The 15,261-nt window shown below is 64.9% G+C and carries 12 protein-coding genes; 5 read left to right on the plus strand and 7 right to left on the minus strand.

Annotated elements, in window-relative coordinates; translation table 11 throughout:
* Position 1: 1 nt before the first annotated feature.
* The 5 genes from ACT89O_RS04400 to ACT89O_RS04420 all read right to left on the minus strand — a co-directional run bounded on the left by ACT89O_RS04400 (position 2) and on the right by ACT89O_RS04420 (position 5,385).
* Positions 2 to 1,270, minus strand: coding sequence for a YjgN family protein (locus ACT89O_RS04400; RefSeq protein ID WP_487256944.1), 1,269 nt, complete (start codon positions 1,268 to 1,270; stop codon positions 2 to 4).
* 374 nt (positions 1,271 to 1,644) lie between these two features.
* Positions 1,645 to 2,430, minus strand: a complete 786-nt coding sequence (locus ACT89O_RS04405; protein ID WP_487261947.1) for an rRNA pseudouridine synthase — start codon at positions 2,428 to 2,430, stop codon at positions 1,645 to 1,647.
* A gap of 158 nt (positions 2,431 to 2,588) precedes the next feature.
* Positions 2,589 to 4,262, minus strand: coding sequence for an MBL fold metallo-hydrolase (locus ACT89O_RS04410; RefSeq protein ID WP_487261948.1), 1,674 nt, complete (start codon positions 4,260 to 4,262; stop codon positions 2,589 to 2,591).
* A gap of 95 nt (positions 4,263 to 4,357) precedes the next feature.
* Positions 4,358 to 4,555, minus strand: coding sequence for a hypothetical protein (locus ACT89O_RS04415; protein WP_055399614.1), 198 nt, complete (start codon positions 4,553 to 4,555; stop codon positions 4,358 to 4,360).
* 125 nt (positions 4,556 to 4,680) lie between these two features.
* Positions 4,681 to 5,385, minus strand: a complete 705-nt coding sequence (locus tag ACT89O_RS04420; RefSeq protein WP_487261949.1) for a glutathione S-transferase N-terminal domain-containing protein — start codon at positions 5,383 to 5,385, stop codon at positions 4,681 to 4,683.
* Positions 5,386 to 5,501: 116 nt separating this feature from the next.
* On the opposite strand from ACT89O_RS04420, the gene dapF reads away from it, so the two are divergent.
* The 5 genes from dapF to ACT89O_RS04445 all read left to right on the plus strand — a co-directional run bounded on the left by dapF (position 5,502) and on the right by ACT89O_RS04445 (position 10,933).
* Positions 5,502 to 6,383 (plus strand): diaminopimelate epimerase, encoded by an 882-nt coding sequence (dapF, locus tag ACT89O_RS04425; protein ID WP_487261950.1) that lies wholly within the window; start codon positions 5,502 to 5,504, stop codon positions 6,381 to 6,383.
* The gene (locus ACT89O_RS04430; protein ID WP_055399608.1) at positions 6,380 to 7,069 is read left to right on the plus strand and encodes a DUF484 family protein; all 690 of its coding nucleotides are present in this window, start codon (positions 6,380 to 6,382) and stop codon (positions 7,067 to 7,069) included. Before dapF ends, ACT89O_RS04430 begins: the two co-directional genes overlap by 4 nt.
* A 45-nt stretch (positions 7,070 to 7,114) precedes the next feature.
* The gene (locus tag ACT89O_RS04435; protein WP_487261951.1) at positions 7,115 to 8,092 is read left to right on the plus strand and encodes a tyrosine recombinase XerC; all 978 of its coding nucleotides are present in this window, start codon (positions 7,115 to 7,117) and stop codon (positions 8,090 to 8,092) included.
* Positions 8,093 to 8,284: 192 nt separating this feature from the next.
* Entirely contained in the window at positions 8,285 to 8,956 is a 672-nt protein-coding gene (lepB, locus tag ACT89O_RS04440; RefSeq protein WP_487256949.1) for a signal peptidase I, read from the plus strand.
* A 297-nt stretch (positions 8,957 to 9,253) separates the two neighbouring features.
* Entirely contained in the window at positions 9,254 to 10,933 is a 1,680-nt protein-coding gene (locus ACT89O_RS04445; protein WP_487262818.1) for an IPTL-CTERM sorting domain-containing protein, read from the plus strand.
* A gap of 56 nt (positions 10,934 to 10,989) precedes the next feature.
* On the opposite strand, the gene ACT89O_RS04450 is transcribed toward ACT89O_RS04445, so the two are convergent.
* Both ACT89O_RS04450 and ACT89O_RS04455 read right to left on the minus strand, forming a co-directional pair.
* Positions 10,990 to 12,759 carry a sensor histidine kinase gene (locus tag ACT89O_RS04450; protein WP_487261952.1) on the minus strand — a complete coding sequence of 590 codons (1,770 nt, stop codon included), beginning with the start codon at positions 12,757 to 12,759 and terminating at the stop codon, positions 10,990 to 10,992.
* Entirely contained in the window at positions 12,756 to 15,251 is a 2,496-nt protein-coding gene (locus ACT89O_RS04455; RefSeq protein WP_487261953.1) for a sensor histidine kinase, read from the minus strand. The genes ACT89O_RS04450 and ACT89O_RS04455 overlap by 4 nt, the downstream gene beginning before the upstream one ends.
* Positions 15,252 to 15,261 lie beyond the last annotated feature (10 nt).

Consider the following 15,261-nt stretch of genomic DNA (forward strand, 5'->3'; position numbering starts at 1 on the left):
CTCAACCGATGAGGTCCAGGCCTGCCGCATCGGCCAGCGCATCGCCCAGGCCGTTTTGCTGCTGGCGCACCATGGCGCCCGCAACCTGTTCGACGCCGCCCTTGACGTGCAGGGTGACGGATTCGCATTTCATGCGGTATTCACTCACCCGTGCAAATGGGCGGTAGAGGCCGAGCGTGAGCAGGGTAAGCAGCATGTTCTTGATGCGCAGCCCCACGTAGCTGCCGCTCTTGAGGTGGCACTTGAACCGTGCCACATGGCTCACGCCGATGTTGTTCCACATGAGCTGGAACATGCGCGCCTCGCGGTAGGCGCGGGCGGGGGCCGAAGCCAGGATCAGCATGAAGATGCCCGCGATGATGGACACGATGATCACCAGAATCATCCACAGGCCCATGCGGCTGCTCTGACCGGCGAACAGGGCGATGGAGCTGCCCGCCAGCACGCCAATCAGCACCGAGAACCCCACCACGGTCAGCACGAAAACGGCCACCGTGGCCAGCCACACCTTGACGAAATCCATGTACACCGGCTTCCAGCGGCCTTTTTCGGCGCCTACCTGGGCCTTGAGCACCAGCAGGCTCTTGTAGTTGTATTCCAGGCGGATGAAGCACAGCACGGTCAGCACCAGGCCCAGCAGCAGCAGGGCGCCCATGGCCGGGGTGAACGAAGGCATCTTGGGGTTGGCGGCTTCGTCCTCCACCTCCTGCAAGACGTCGGCCAGTTCGGGCGAGAGGATCTGCATGCCAAAAAACACGCCAAACCACACCAATGCCAGCGCAAACAGGGGCCAGCTCGCGAGGTAGACCTCTTTCCAGTGGGCGGTGAACTGCAGGCGCAGGCCGCGCCAGCGCGTGGCGCCCAGCCGAAAGCGCATGGCACTGCCCCAGATCAGCGGCGAGAGCACGGCGCCCGTCAGCAGCAAGACGCCCACGGCAGCATCCTGCCCCGTGTTGGCGGCAATGTTGTAGGCCAGGGTGATAAGCATCAGCAGCACGAAGCCCATCACCATCTTGCGCTGCTGCGCAGTGAATTCGAGCGGGCTGCCCGCCACCAGCGTGTGGCTGTAGAAGTACTGCGCCGTGCGGCGCCGGGCCCAGGGGGTGTAGATGCCCAGCGTGACGATGGACAGCAGCACGTTGACGATCCACACCCGAAAGTATTCGCCCCCGCTGCCCGTGAACTCCATCGGGTGTGCATCGATGTTCTGCGGCATGAACGTAGACATCGGCCCCGCAGCGCTGTCTCTGTCTGATGAAACTTGGCTCATGAACTCCCTCCTGTTTGCGCGCAGTGTAGCAGCGGTCAGTGGAAGATAAATTTATGCCAAATTGGCATCTAGCGCTTTTCCAACAAGCGCTGGCAGCTATGAATTTGATAGCTGTGAGCTTGTCGCTTGGAAGCTGGGGCTTACCGTTCGGGCCGAGCATGTCCAAGCTTGGCGCCGTGCTTCGACAAGCTCAGCGTGAACGGTTTGGGTTGGTCTGATACCGAACCCGTCGGCAGGGTCGCCAAGCGGACGGTCGCACCGACGTAGCCACGGGGCGCGCGGCCAGACCAGTGCCACCGTGGAACTGGCTTTGCCAGGCCACCGGTGGCGTCCCCCCGGGGGGGGGACGGCGCCGAAGGCGACTCAGGGGGGATTCAAAATCTTTCCCAAGGCTGCAAATACCGCCACTGCCCTTCAGGCACCTTCGCCAGCGGCACGCGGCCAATGCGAATGCGCTTCAAGGCCACCACAGTGAGGCCCACGGCCTCGCACATGGCCGGGATCTGGCCGGGGCGGATGCCCTTGAGGGCAAAGCGCAGCTTGGTCTCGTTTTGCCAGCTCACCTTGATGGGCGGCAGCGGGCGGCCGTTGAACGAGAGGCCGTGGCACAGGCGCTGCAGCCCGTTCGGTGCAATGTCGCCTTTCACCTCCACGATGCATTCCTGCTCCAGCGACTCGATGTCTTCCGCCAGCTTGCGCGCGATGCGCTTGTCCTGCGTATAGACCACCAAGCCACTGGCCTCCGTGGGCAGCGGGGTGAAACATTCCAGCTGCTTGAAGTGGCGCTGCAGCACGCGGATGCCTGAGGCGTCCTCAGGCAGGTGGGATGCCGGGCCCAGCAGGGTGGCGGCCGCAGTGGCGCCCTGGCTGCGGCTGGCGTGGGCCGCCTGCCCGGCGGGCAGACCCAGGCCCGCTTCAAACCCCACTGGCTTATGTAGCAGCAAGGTCACCGTGGTCAACTCCAGCAGGCTGGCGTCTGGCGCCACCGTCACGGCCTGGTCGGGGCGCACGCGTGCGCCGGGGGCTTCCACCACCTGGCCGTCCACGCTCACAAAGCCGCCTTCGACGAACTGCTCGGCCGTGCTGCGCGAGCAGTTCAGTTGGTCGGCCACACGCTTGGCCAGGCGGATGTGGGAGGGGTTGGGGTTTTTGTCATTCATGGGTTGGGGCGGCTTTCTTTGTAGGATGGATTGTGTGGGCACGCCTCTTGTTGTTCGTGGCGCGTGCAGCGGGCGCGCTCTCCGCCAGGGACGCCAAGCAAGGGCCGCCCCGCAGCGAGGGCGTCGTCCCCCGGATGGGGGAAGGCGCCGCAGGCGACTCAGGGGGCGAACATTCTTATTCGCTCCACATGCGCCAGGAGCGAGCGCTGCGCAACGGGCCACATGCGCGGCGGCACGTCGGCGTAGGCGTGCCGCACCCAGTCTTCCATGCTGCCCTGGGGCAGCGCCTGCATGGCGGCCAGCACCTTGGCCTCGCGTGCCAGGCGGTGGGACTTGAGCTTGGCGATGGCGCTACGGGCATCGCCCAGAACATAACCGTGCGCAGGCAGGATGAACCCCACGCCATGCTCGGCGCACACGGCGTCGAGCTTGTCCAGCGAATCGAGGTAGTCGGCCATGTTGCCGTCGGGTGGGTCCACCACCGTGGTGCTGCCGTTCAGGATGTGGTCACCGCTGAACAGCAGGGCGTCTTCCACCAGCAGCAGGCACAGGTGGTTGGCGGCGTGGCCCGGGGTGTAGATGACCCGCAAAGTATGGGTAATATTGCCCTCTGGCGCTTGTCCATCAAGCGCGAGTAGCTCATTATTTTGTAGCGATCTGTCGGGTGTGAATGTGCTGGCCGTGCGCGCGGTGGGCGCCGAGGGCAGGCCCAGGATGGGGGGCCGGGCTTTGCCCGCCTGCACACACAGTGCCTGCAGCGGCGCGGCGCCCGGCGAGTGGTCGGGGTGCGAGTGGGTGCACACGATCATGCGGATGTCGCCCCCGGCGGCGCGCCAGAGCTTGTCCAGGTGTTCGGGGTCTGCCGGGCCGGGGTCGATGGCGATATAGCCCGTGGCGGGGTCGCCCACCAGGTAGCTGTTGGTGCCGGGGCCGGTCATCACACCGGGGTTGGGGGCGGTCAACCGCTGTACGTTGCGCAGCAGCGGCACGGGGCGCTCGGTTTGCCAGTCCAGCGGGTGCACGATCTGGCCGTCGGGGCACACCAGGGCCAGCTCGCCGTAGGGCATGTCGCTTTCCATGTACCGCGCTTCCTTGCCCGCCAGCGTGCCCGCGCGCGGGCAGCTGGTCCACAGGGGCAGCTCGTGGGCCAGCGCGTCAAACACGGCCTGGGTGGTGGCAAACGTGGCCAGCCGCTGCAGCGTGCGGATGGTTGGAAAGATCATGAAGAACTGCCCCGCCTCATGCCGCGCCAGCGCATCGGCCGGGCGCACCCAGACGGGCTCGAACTGCTCGGCCTCGTCAGCCACAGGCTCCTGGCCCTCGGGCATGCGGGCGACGAGAAATGGCACGTCGAAGCGGCGCGGCAGGTCGCGGTCGGTGATCCAGTGGGCCAGCATGAAAACGCTGTCGGCCGCCAGCCGCAGGCCGCGCGCGGTGCATTGCGCCACAAAGGGCTGGTGGCGGTCGATGGCGGCGATGTCCTGCGCATCGGCCATCAACCCCTTGCGGGGGCCGTCGGCATGGCGGGCCAGCAGCACACCCAGTTCTTCAAAACTCTCACGGATGGCGGCGATGGCCTGGGTGAGGTGCAGGTCGCTTTGGGTGGGGCGGCGGTCGGCGGCGGTGTGCGATTGCGCATCCAGCGCATCGATGCCCCCGCCCGGGAACACATAGGCACCCGGTGCAAAGCTGGCCTTGTCGGAGCGCCGGGTCATGAGGACTTCGATGCCTTCCGCATTGCCGGGCGCATCGCGCAGCAGCAGCACAGTGGCGGCCAGGCGGGTGGCTACAGGTTCGCGGTAGGGGTGCAGTTGTTGGCTGGTGCGGGGCATCGGGCCATTATCGAGGGGAGGCGCGCCATGTGCACACCTCCCACTTCGGTACGGCCCATGGGCCGTACTACGGCGGATGTGCTGGGGTTGGCCACTCAGCGCAACGCCCGCAGCTGCTGCAGGCGCAGCAGCACCGCATCAATGACGGCGTTGGCGCCTTCCACGTCGCAGCTCCACAGCATCTCCAGCAGCTCGATCAATGCGATGGCGTTGGTCTCCTGCAGTGCCGCCTGGGCCGCTGCCTGAAGGTTGTGCGCGCCCAGATCGTCCAGAACGTTGACGGTCAATCCCATGAGGTACTCCCTGTTTTTTAAGGAGGTCCATCGTAGGTGCGCGGCGGCCGTGCGGCAGGCTGGCGGGCATGATCAATATCAAGGGCGGGCGAGAAAGAAAGCGCCAGTGCGCACCCTCTCTTCTCTCAACCGCGTGCCGGAATTGCCAGACCCCTGACCACCGCAGGGCGTGCCACAAACACGTCCAGCACGCGCTGCACGTCGGTGAACTGGCCAAACTCCACCAGGTCGCCCGCGCCGTAGAAACCAATCAGGTTGCGCACCCAGGGCAGGATGGCGATGTCGGCAATGGTGTACTGGTCGCCCATCACCCACTGGCGGCCTGCCAGGCGCTGGTTCAGCACGCCCAGCAGGCGTTTGGATTCGGCCACATAGCGGTCGCGCGGGCGCTTGTCTTCATAGTCCTTGCCCGCAAACTTGTGGAAGAAGCCGAGCTGGCCGAACATCGGGCCCAGGCCGCCCATCTGCCACATCACCCACTGGATGGTTTCGTAGCGCGCAGCGGCCTCCTGCGGGATCAGCTGGCCGGTTTTCTCTGCCAGGTACAACAGGATGGCGCCGGATTCGAACAGCGCCAGCGGCTGGCCGCCCGGGCCATTCGGGTCCAGGATGGCGGGGATCTTGTTGTTGGGGTTGAGCGACAGGAACTCGGGCGAGGTCTGGTCGTTGGTGTCAAAGCTCACCAGGTGGGGCTCATAAGGCAGGCCCAGCTCTTCGAGCGCAATCGACACCTTCACGCCGTTGGGCGTGGGCAGCGAATACAGCTGGAGGCGGTCGGGGTGCTGGGCGGGCCATTTGTGGGTGATGGCGAAGGCGGAAAGATCGGGCATCAAAGAGTCCTTGGCGGGTGGCAGCCAGAGCGGCGCCCAAAGAGCGCAAGCCTAATGGGGCCGTGAAACCGGCGCTGCCTGAGGTTATTGGTTGCCCACCGACGATAATCTGACGGATGCAGATTCGCTTCACCAAAATGCAGGGCGCGGGCAACGATTTCGTGGTGCTCGACGAAACCCAGGGCCGCCTGGGGCTCAGCACCGCCCAATACCGTTTTCTGGCCGACCGCCACTTCGGCGTGGGGGCCGACCAGATCCTCACCGTGCGTCCTTCGCCCGCTGACGGTATCGACTTCGAATACGTGATCCACAACGCCGATGGCGGAGAGGTGGAGCAGTGTGGCAACGGCGCCCGCTGCTTTGCGCGCTTTGTGCACGACAAAGGCCTGTCGGGCAAAGACACCCTGCGGGTGCAGACCAAAAGCGGCGTGATCGCCCCCCGCCTCACGCCCGATGGCCGTGTCACCGTGGACATGGGCCGCCCGCAGTTCGATCCCGCGCAGGTACCGTTCGATGCCAGCGGCCTGAGCCCTGTAGAGCAAGGATCAGGGCAAAAATGGCCTCTAGCGCTGGATGGTAAAGCGCTAGTAGCTACTTTTTTGATAGCAGTGGTCTCCATGGGCAACCCCCACGCCGTACAACTGGTGGACAACGTGGACACCGCCCCCGTCGCCGAAGCGGGCCCTTTGATCGAGCGCCACGCGCGTTTTCCGCAGCGCGTGAACGCAGGCTTTTTGCAGATCGTGGACCGCACCCACGTGCGGCTGCGCGTGTTCGAGCGCGGTGCCGGTGAGACCCTGGCCTGCGGCACGGGCGCCTGCGCCGCCGTGTCGGCCGGCATCCGCCTCGGCCTGCTCGATAACGAGGTGCATGTGGACACGCGCGGCGGACGCCTCACCATTGCCTGGAGCGGTGCCGACACCGATTCCGTTTTCATGACAGGCCCCGCCACCACGGTGTTCGAAGGCCAGATCGATATTCCTGACACCCTCCTATGACGTCCCACATCCCACCGATCACCGAAGACGACATCGCCCAGTTCCTCACCAACACACCGGGCTTTTTCGAACGCCATGCCGAGGTGCTGGCCAGCGTGCAGATCACCAGCCCCCACGGCGCGCGCGCCGTGAGCTTGCAGGAGCGACAGGCCGAGATGCTGCGCGAAAAGATCAAGGGCCTGGAGCAGCGCATCATGGAAATGGTGCGCAACAGCACCGAAAACGCTGCCATTGCCAACAAGGTCCACCAATGGACCGGCAGCCTGCTGCAGGTGCGCGACCCGTTCGACCTGCCCCAGGCCGTGGTGGATGGTGTGCGCACCCTTTTCGACGTGCCCCAGGCGGCGGTCCGCGTGTGGGAGGTGGCTGCGCCGTACATCGACGCCGACTTCACCCAGGGCGCCAGCGAAGACGCTCGCGCGTTCGCCTCGTCGCTCACCATGCCGTTCTGCGGCCCAAACCTGGGTTTCGAGCCCGCCGCCTGGCTGGCCAACGAGGCGGGCGAACCCGCCCAGTCGCTGGCTCTGCTGCCGCTGCGCGCAGGCGCCATCGACAGCGCCACGCCCGCCTTTGGCCTGCTGGTGCTGGGCTCGCAAGACCCGCAGCGTTTTGATGCCACGATGGGCACCGAATTTCTGTCGCGCATGGCAGAACTCGCCAGCGCCGCATTGCTTCGTCTGAAGTAGCCAGACGGCCAGCGGCCACTCTGCGGCGGCTCAGCCACGGTAACCATGTCTGACACGCCCACTGCGCCCACCACGCTCGACCCCCACGTCCTGCGCTACCTGGAGCACGTGCGCGTCGAAAAGCGGCTGGCAGCGCGCACGCTCACGCTCTACGCGCTGGACCTTGAAAAGCTCGCGCAGTTTGCGGCGGCGGTCAGCGTGCCGCTGCTGCAGCTGCAGACTGCACACATCCGCCGTTTTGTGGCGCAGATGCACAGCGGCGGGCGCAGCGGGCGCGGCATTGCGCTCATCCTCTCGGGCTGGCGCGGTTTTTTCATCTGGGCGGGGCGGCAGGGGCTGATTCCGCACAACCCGGTGCAGGACGTGCGCGCCCCCAAGGCGCCCAAGCCACTGCCCAAGGCGCTGGGCGTGGACGACGCCGTCCGGCTGGCCGAATTCGACAACACCGGCGCCGACCCCTGGCTGGAGGCGCGCGATGCTGCGATGGTCGAGCTGCTCTACGGCTGCGGCCTGCGCGTGGGTGAACTCGCGGGGCTCGACGCCATCCCCAATGCCGACACCCAGCGCCAGGGCCGGGGCTGGGTCGATCTGCAAGCGGGTGAGGCCCATGTGTTCGGCAAAGGCAGCAAGCGCCGCAGCGTGCCCGTGGGGCGCGCGGCCACCGCAGCGCTGCAGGCTTGGCTGCTACTGCGGGCCACGCCCTTCGGCGGTGAAGGATCGGCGCGGCTTGACACCGCACTGTTCGTCGGCCGGCGCGGCAAGCGGCTCACGGCACAGTCGATCTGGCTGCGCCTGCGCCAGCGCAGCCAGCAGGCGGGTTTGACCACGCCGGTGCACCCGCACATGCTGCGCCACTCCTTTGCCAGCCACCTGCTGCAAAGCAGCGGCGACCTGCGTGCGGTGCAGGAGCTGCTGGGCCACGCCAACATCACGACCACGCAGGTCTACACGCGCCTCGATTTTCAGCACCTGGCCAAGGTGTATGACGCGGCGCATCCCCGAGCTAGAAAAAAGCCCCCCTGAGCGGCTGCGCCGCTTCCCCCAAGGGGGACGCACCCCCTGGCCCGGCAAAGCCGGTTCCACGGGTGCACTGGAATTGGCTGCGCTCACAGCAAGTGCTGTGGGAGATTCGCAATGGCCTGTCTCACGGAACCAAGTTGCAACAGGGCGCATCCGAGCAGAGCGCTTGCTTTGAAGCTACTTGGAGTTGTCGTCATGCTGCTGAACTGGATCAAATCGAACCGTGGGTTCATCGTGCTGCTGCTGTGCTTCGGCATCTTCCGCACGGCGGTGGCCGACTGGAACCCCATCCCTTCGGGGTCCATGCGCCCCACGCTGCTCGAAGGCGACGTCGTTTTTGTCAACCGCCTGGCCTACGATCTGAAGCTGCCGCTGACCGATGTGGTGCTCGCCCGCCTGGGCGAGCCCGAGCGGGGCGATGTGGTCACCTTCTCGTCGCCGCGCGATGGCACGCGGCTCATCAAGCGCATTGCGGCGTTGCCCGGCGACACTGTGGAAATGCGCGACGAGGTGCTGTACCTCAACGGCGAGGCGGCGCGCTATGACGCGCCCGAGGCGGTGACCGAAACCCTGCTGGAATGGGGCGCCCAGGTGCCCGCCACCCGCTGGACGGAGCACCTGCAGGGCCACGAGCGCCGTGTGCAGTGGCTGCAGGGCGTGACCGCGCACCGCAGCTTCGGCCCGGTGACGGTGCCCGAGGGCGAATACCTGGTGCTGGGCGACAACCGCGACAACAGCGCCGACTCACGCTACATCGGGTTTGTGCCGCGCCACTTGCTCATCGGCCAGGCGCGCCGGGTGCTGGTGTCGGCCGACATCCTTGCCAACTGGGCCCCGCGCCTGGGGCGTTTCGGTCACGCGCTTTGATTCGGCGTGAGCGCTGAACCGCCTTCTGCGGTGGGCGCTGAGAGGCATCGTGGCCACGTCCGCGACTCGGGAAACGCTTCACTTTCGCCTTGATTGGTCGCATGCAAGCATGGGGTTGAGCTCGCTGGAGGCGTGAGGGACGGGGCTGCTGACCCCGCATTCAGAGGGAGTCACTCTGGAGCTTGCGGCCGCCGCAGGTAGCAGATTGTCAACAAATGTTGCATTTCGGTGGCGCTTGTCGCTTTGCGTAACAGCCCTCCTATGATCGCGGCCACACTTTTGAGCCTGTCCCGATCTATGCGCTTCTCTGGTTCTCTGCTGCGTCCCCCGACCTTGTCTGCAGTGCTGATTGGCGCGGCTTGTTTGCTGAGCGGCTTTAACGCTGGCGCTCAGACTCTGGACGTATACCTTTCACCGCCCGGCGAACAGAACACGACGCGATCGGGCGCCATCGTGGAAACCTTCTCGGATGCAGCAGGGGCAATTGGTGCGACGGGGAGTTTTGCCATCGGGGCTTGGACGGGTGCCACCGGGGGTGTCAACCGCACTGCGGCTGACCAGTATGGTGGCGCAGATGGGACAGGGAACTACCTTGCTATAGGAAACGGCAACCAGGTCACCATCACCCTGATTGGCGACCGGAAGTACGTTGGATTCTGGTGGTCGGCGGGCAACGCCGGCAACACCATCGAGTTCTATGACGACACCAACACCTTGTTGGCGCAGTTCACGACGAACTCGCTGACAACGCTGCTGGGTGGGGGCGGCAACATCACGGCGATCGACGGCAATTCGTACGCCAAGGCGGACTACTTTGGCAACCCCAACCCGCCTGCGGGTCGCAATACAGGAGAGCCCTATGGCTACATCAACCTGTTGCTGCGGGGGGCCAGCGTCAATTTCAGGACCATCGTTGTCCGCCACGCTGGAGGAGGGGGCTTCGAGCTGGACAACCTGGCCGTGACCGATGCAGCCACGGTGCCAGGCACCTGGGTGGATGTTGGAACCGTGACGGTGACCTTGCCGCCTGGAGCCATCGGCGCTGTGGACGACACGGCCACCACCCCGTTCAACACCCCTGTGCCGGGCAATGTGGCCACCAACGATACGGCCGTGGCGGGCTCCACTTTTGCCGTGGTTGCGACACCCGCCAACGGTTCTGTGGTGCTCGGTCCATCCACGGGGGCCTACACCTACACGCCGCAACCTGGTTTTTCAGGCCAGGATACGTTCACCTATCAACAGTGCAAGCCAGCACCTGATCAGGCAACCTGCGTCCCCGCTACGGTCACAGTGACCGTCGGCCCGAATGCGGTAGATGACAATGCAGGCCCCGCCACCCAAGGGGTGCCGTTCAATGCTTCGGTGACGGGCAATGATTCCGCCCCGGTGGGTTCCACGTACGCGGTGCTCGCGAGCACCGCCAACGGCACCCTGAATCTGAACAGCGCGACGGGTGCTTACACCTACACGCCGAATGCTGGCTTCAGCGGGACCGACACATTCACCTACCGGGTGTGCCTGCCTGCTCCGAACGCGGCTCTTTGTGACGATGCGACGGTGCAAATCTCGGTGGTTGCGCAGGTGCCCCCCGTGGCCCTGTCCGTGTCCGTTGCGGGCGTGCCGACCATTGGGCAACCCGCCACAGGCAACTACACCTACACGGACGCCAATGCAGACGTGCAGGGTGCGTCCACCTTCCGCTGGGTGCGCAGCCCCAGCAACAGCGTGGCGGCAGGAACGAATGTCGCCACAACGATGGGGTATACCCCGATGGCAGGCGATATGGGCAACTTCCTGTTTTTCTGTGTGACGCCAGTGGCCGCTACCGGGGCCACGCCGGGTCTGGAAGTGTGTTCGCCGGCAAGCCAGATCGGGTTTGCGTCACCCATTCCTACGCTGTCCCAGTGGGGGATGATCATTTTGTCGATTCTGATGGGCTGTTTCACCACGGCCTTTGCACGCCGTCGCCGCTGATGCATAACCAATAAACCTCTGCGGTGTATCGGCCCCGCAGTGGTAAGCAATGCGGCTTATGCGAAGTGCGGGGCGGCTTTCGGCGGAATTTGCAGCGGCAGCGACAGCGTAAATGTGGAGCCCTCGCCCACCCGGGACCTGACGGTTAACGTGCCGCCCAGCAGTTGGGCAAGCGCACGAGACAGCGACAGCCCCAGTCCGGTGCCCCCGTGTTGGTAGCTGACGCGGGCGTGGCCCTGGCTGAACTTTTCGAAAATGACCTCGTGCAGGTTTTCCGGGATACCCGGGCCTGTGTCTGTGACATGGAACTGCACATGGTGACCGTCTGCGCTGGTATCCACGGCCAGGCACACGGTGCCCGACGGGGTGAATTTGATGGCATTGGACAAGAGATTGTTCAGGATCTGCTTGAGCTTGAGGCGGTCGGTTAGCAGAGAGTTCGGGACGTTGGCGGCCGTGGTCGACGTGAGCGCCAGCGATTTGGCCACTGCACTGACACGGAACAGCTCGATCACATCGTGCAGCAGACCGGGCAGTTCCACGGACTCGGGGTGCGTTGGCATGGCACCCGCTTCAATTCGCGCCAGATCGAGGATTTCCGTCAGCAGAGCGTTCAGGTGCTCAGCGCCCTGGCGGATAAGGCTCGATTGCTCCCGGGTCTGTGGATCGTTGCTGCGCAGCTCCATGAGTTCAGCAAAGCCGCGGATGCTCGTCAGCGGAGTGCGCAGCTCGTGCGACATGGCGGCCAGGAATTCGCTTTTGGCCTGGTTGGCGCGCTGGGCTTCGGCCTCGCTGCGGGTCAGGGCCGCGTGGCTGACCGCCAGCTTGCGTATGCTTCCCAGAAATACGGCGACAAAGGCCACAACCGCCAGGCTCAACAGTGCCGTCAACCACAGGATCGTGTCGCGTGTGGTGCGCCAGCGGGCGAAAGAGTGTTCTTCTGAGGTGCCGCTGAGTACGGCAAGCGGGTAACTTCCGACACGGCTGAAACCAATGATGCGCAGTCTGGCGTCGGACGATGGCGACAACATGGCCCCGCTGTCCTGGCTGCGCAGTGCTTGCAGGAGGGGCGCGGGCAGTTGCATCCCAACCTCTGTGCTGGCACCTCCCAACACGCGCACACGGATCACTCCGTCAAGCCCCGCAAGTCCCACACCGCCGTCGCTGCCCAGTTGCACGCCCCGGTACACGTCGGCGAAATGGCGTGGATTGAGTGACGCCACCACCACCCCCAGCACGCGCCCATCAGCGGCCGTGACTTTGCGTGAGAGCTGGATGGTCGATACCCCCGACACCTTGCCCAGCAGGGACTTGCTGATGAAAAGGCCGTTGTGCAGCATGCCAGAGCTGGGCGGGGCCGCTTCGGCGGGCAGCAAGTGCACCCGGATATGGTCGCGGTCCATCAGGCTCACATGGTTGCTGCGCGAGCCGTCGGGGTCGAGGTTGCTGCCCTGAAAGCGGCCATCGGGGCCCACGAAGGACAACTGCGTCAGGATGTGCGGCACCATGCCGGTTTCATTGGCGATGGTTGCCAGGTCCTCGCCGTTGAGTGGTCCGTCTTCGGCGGTATGCTGCAAACGCCACATGGCCTGGTCCACCGTGTCCAGGATGCGCAGCGTGTGCTCCTTCAGTGCCAGGGCGGTGTTGGTGTTCTGGCGCATCTCGGCGTCCAGGGTTTCCTTCCACTGCCAGCGCAGCATGGCGGCCATGGTGGCCCAGGCACCTAGCAGCACTACAGCGCTGAAAACGCAGGCCACCACAAAGTACATCAGCGCCGGGCTGCTGCGCCAGTCGGAGGATTGGGGCTTGCTGGGCTTCCTGTTCATGTGAGCGGGGCTGGCATCGTGTCCGTGTAGCCTGCGGTGAGCAGCATGATATGGAAGATGGTACCGCCGTCGGGCCCGTTGGTGGCATGGATGCGCCCCCCATGTGCTTCGACGATCTTGCGGCATATCGCCAGGCCCAGGCCCGTTCCGCCGGAGCCATCGCGCGTCTTGCTCGATTGCACGAAGGCCTGGAACACGGTCTCCAGCTCTGAGGGAGGTATGCCCGGGCCTTGATCGCGCACCTGGATGTGGATGCTGTGGTCGTCCGAGACTCCGGCGGTGATGTCGATGATGCTGTCTTCGGGCGAGAACTTGATGGCGTTGCTCAAGACATTGCGTACCACTTGCTGAAAGCGCGATGGATCCACTTTGGCGATCAAAGGCATGCGGCCCAGGCGCAAGCCCAGGCCCAGGCGTTTGCGGTCCAGCAGCAACTCCATCTCTGCCGCCACTTCCTCGATGAGATCGCGCACGTCGGCGCGCTCGAATTGGAAGGCTCCAACCGTGCTCTCGATCTTTGCGATGTCGAGCAGGTCATTGACCAGCACCAGCATGCGCTGGCCCGCGTCGTGGATGTCACTGAACATGGATGCCAGCTTGGATTGATGGCGACCCCGCGCCAGTCCGAGTTCGGAGAAGCCCAGGATGGATTGCAGGGGCGTGCGCAACTCATGGCTGATGTTGGCCACAAATTCCGACTTGGAGCGCGACGCCTCTTCGGCCAGATCGCGTGCGGCCCGGAATTCCGTGATGTCCATCTTGGCGGTCAGGATACCGATGGGCTGCTTGCCGTTGGTGGTGACGAGCACCTTGGTGACCTGCACATCCCGGAAGCTGCCATCGGGTCGGCGCATGCGCTCTTCGTAGCGGACACGACCGCCCTCGCGCAACAGTTGTTCTTGGTGTGCGCAGTACGCCTGCGCCTCTTGCTTGGGCAGAAAGTCGATGTTGCGCATCCCCAGGACGCTTTTGCGCGACAGCCCCATGAAACTTTCCCAGGCCTGGTTGACCGAGAGAAGACGTCCTTCGGTGTCGGTCATGCAGATGGGCAACGGGTTGCATTCGAGCACCTGGCTTGTGAGGGCCAACTGCTCTTGCAGGCTTTGCTGGGCGGCCAGCAGGGCTGTCACATCCACCGCGCTGCCCGCAAAGCCGCGCAACTGACCCGACCGGTCACGCAGCGGAACCACCGAGATGTCCAGCGCGCGCGTTTCTCCTGCGGGTCCCGTGAGGCGGACCTGCGCCATGCGCACGCCCGGGGGCTGGGTGGCGTCGAACAGGGCATCCACGCCATCGCGGCACTCGGGGTGGACGACGTCCCGCAGACGCTGGCCTCGGGCCATTTCAGCGGGCTGGTTGGTAATGGCATGCCAGCGGGGATTGACGAACCGGATGGTCCCTTGGGCATCGGTGCGGAAGATCAGCTCCTGAACACTTCGGAACAGGACCGACAGCTCTTGTTCGCGCCGTGCGGTTTCTTGCTGGGCCTCATCGCGTTCACGTTGCGCAACTTCTTTTGCGCGGGCATTGCGCCAGGACGCATGCGTGAGAAGTCCTATCAGCGCCAAGGCCACCCCCATGAACAGCAGCGGTCCTCGCATTGCGTCCAGCCACTGCTGGGTCGTGGCTTCATAGGGTTGCTCTACAAACGCCACCAGAGGCTGGCTATTGGAGCTGCGCCAGGCGCCCAGGCTGCGCGCCTGAAAGGTTTGCAGCGGGCCGTAGGTTCCTTTGTGCGCTGGCAGCAAACCCTGGAACAAAGGGTGGGTGCCCAGGCTGCTTCCAAGATTCAGGGTGTCGTTGCCCACCTGGGTGAGCAAGGTCCCGTTGTCCAACGCCAGCATGACCTGTGTGCCAGGGTGGCCCGCCTCCATCAACTGCCGCTGGTAGGTGGCCAGGGCGTCGGGATTGATCTGTGCCACCAACGTCACCACAGCGTTCGATGGCAGGCGAACCAGGCGCACCATGGGAATGTAGCCAAGGCCCGCTGGCACGGCTGCATTGCGCATATCTTGGGCGAGTGTGCGGCCATGCACCCAGGCTCCAATGACCACCCGCTCATCGGTCGCTGGTGAAGGAGGCAGGCGCTGCAGATCCACCCGGCCACCCCGGTCCGAGGCGGTCGTGGAGGCCAGCACCAGCCCTTCGGAGCTGACGATGGCGATGCTGCGCAGAAAAGGCAGGCCTTGCAAGCGGTAAGACTGCTGTGCTTCGAGCTGCGCGGGAGTGTGGTTCTCGGTGGTCAGGTTTTTCGCAAGGCTGTCGAGGGTGAGCTTGGTGTTGTCGAAAACCTGGCTGGCGTGCGACTCCATGACGCTGGCCAGTAGTTCGAGCTGCTTGCGGTCCTGAGCTTCTGTGCGGCGGAACTCCAGCCACATCAGCGATGCGGTGCCGACGATTACGGCCAGCATGAGAAGTGTGCCCCCGAAGAGCGCCCTGCTGCTGGCAACTTCCAGCAAGCTGAGCTTGGCAAAGGGAATGGATCGTTTCATGGCAGGGGCA

It is taken from the genome of Acidovorax sp. NN32, assembly GCF_057597245.1.

Coding starts and splice junctions, on each gene's coding strand:
- ACT89O_RS04400 (WP_487256944.1), bottom strand. CDS start 1,270: ATGAGCCAAGTTTCATCAGACAGAGACAGCGCTGCGGGGCCGATGTCT.
- ACT89O_RS04405 (WP_487261947.1), bottom strand. CDS start 2,430: ATGAATGACAAAAACCCCAACCCCTCCCACATCCGCCTGGCCAAGCGT.
- ACT89O_RS04410 (WP_487261948.1), bottom strand. CDS start 4,262: ATGCCCCGCACCAGCCAACAACTGCACCCCTACCGCGAACCTGTAGCC.
- ACT89O_RS04415 (WP_055399614.1), bottom strand. CDS start 4,555: ATGGGATTGACCGTCAACGTTCTGGACGATCTGGGCGCGCACAACCTT.
- ACT89O_RS04420 (WP_487261949.1), bottom strand. CDS start 5,385: ATGCCCGATCTTTCCGCCTTCGCCATCACCCACAAATGGCCCGCCCAG.
- dapF (WP_487261950.1), top strand. CDS start 5,502: ATGCAGATTCGCTTCACCAAAATGCAGGGCGCGGGCAACGATTTCGTG.
- ACT89O_RS04430 (WP_055399608.1), top strand. CDS start 6,380: ATGACGTCCCACATCCCACCGATCACCGAAGACGACATCGCCCAGTTC.
- ACT89O_RS04435 (WP_487261951.1), top strand. CDS start 7,115: ATGTCTGACACGCCCACTGCGCCCACCACGCTCGACCCCCACGTCCTG.
- lepB (WP_487256949.1), top strand. CDS start 8,285: ATGCTGCTGAACTGGATCAAATCGAACCGTGGGTTCATCGTGCTGCTG.
- ACT89O_RS04445 (WP_487262818.1), top strand. CDS start 9,254: ATGCGCTTCTCTGGTTCTCTGCTGCGTCCCCCGACCTTGTCTGCAGTG.
- ACT89O_RS04450 (WP_487261952.1), bottom strand. CDS start 12,759: ATGAACAGGAAGCCCAGCAAGCCCCAATCCTCCGACTGGCGCAGCAGC.
- ACT89O_RS04455 (WP_487261953.1), bottom strand. CDS start 15,251: ATGAAACGATCCATTCCCTTTGCCAAGCTCAGCTTGCTGGAAGTTGCC.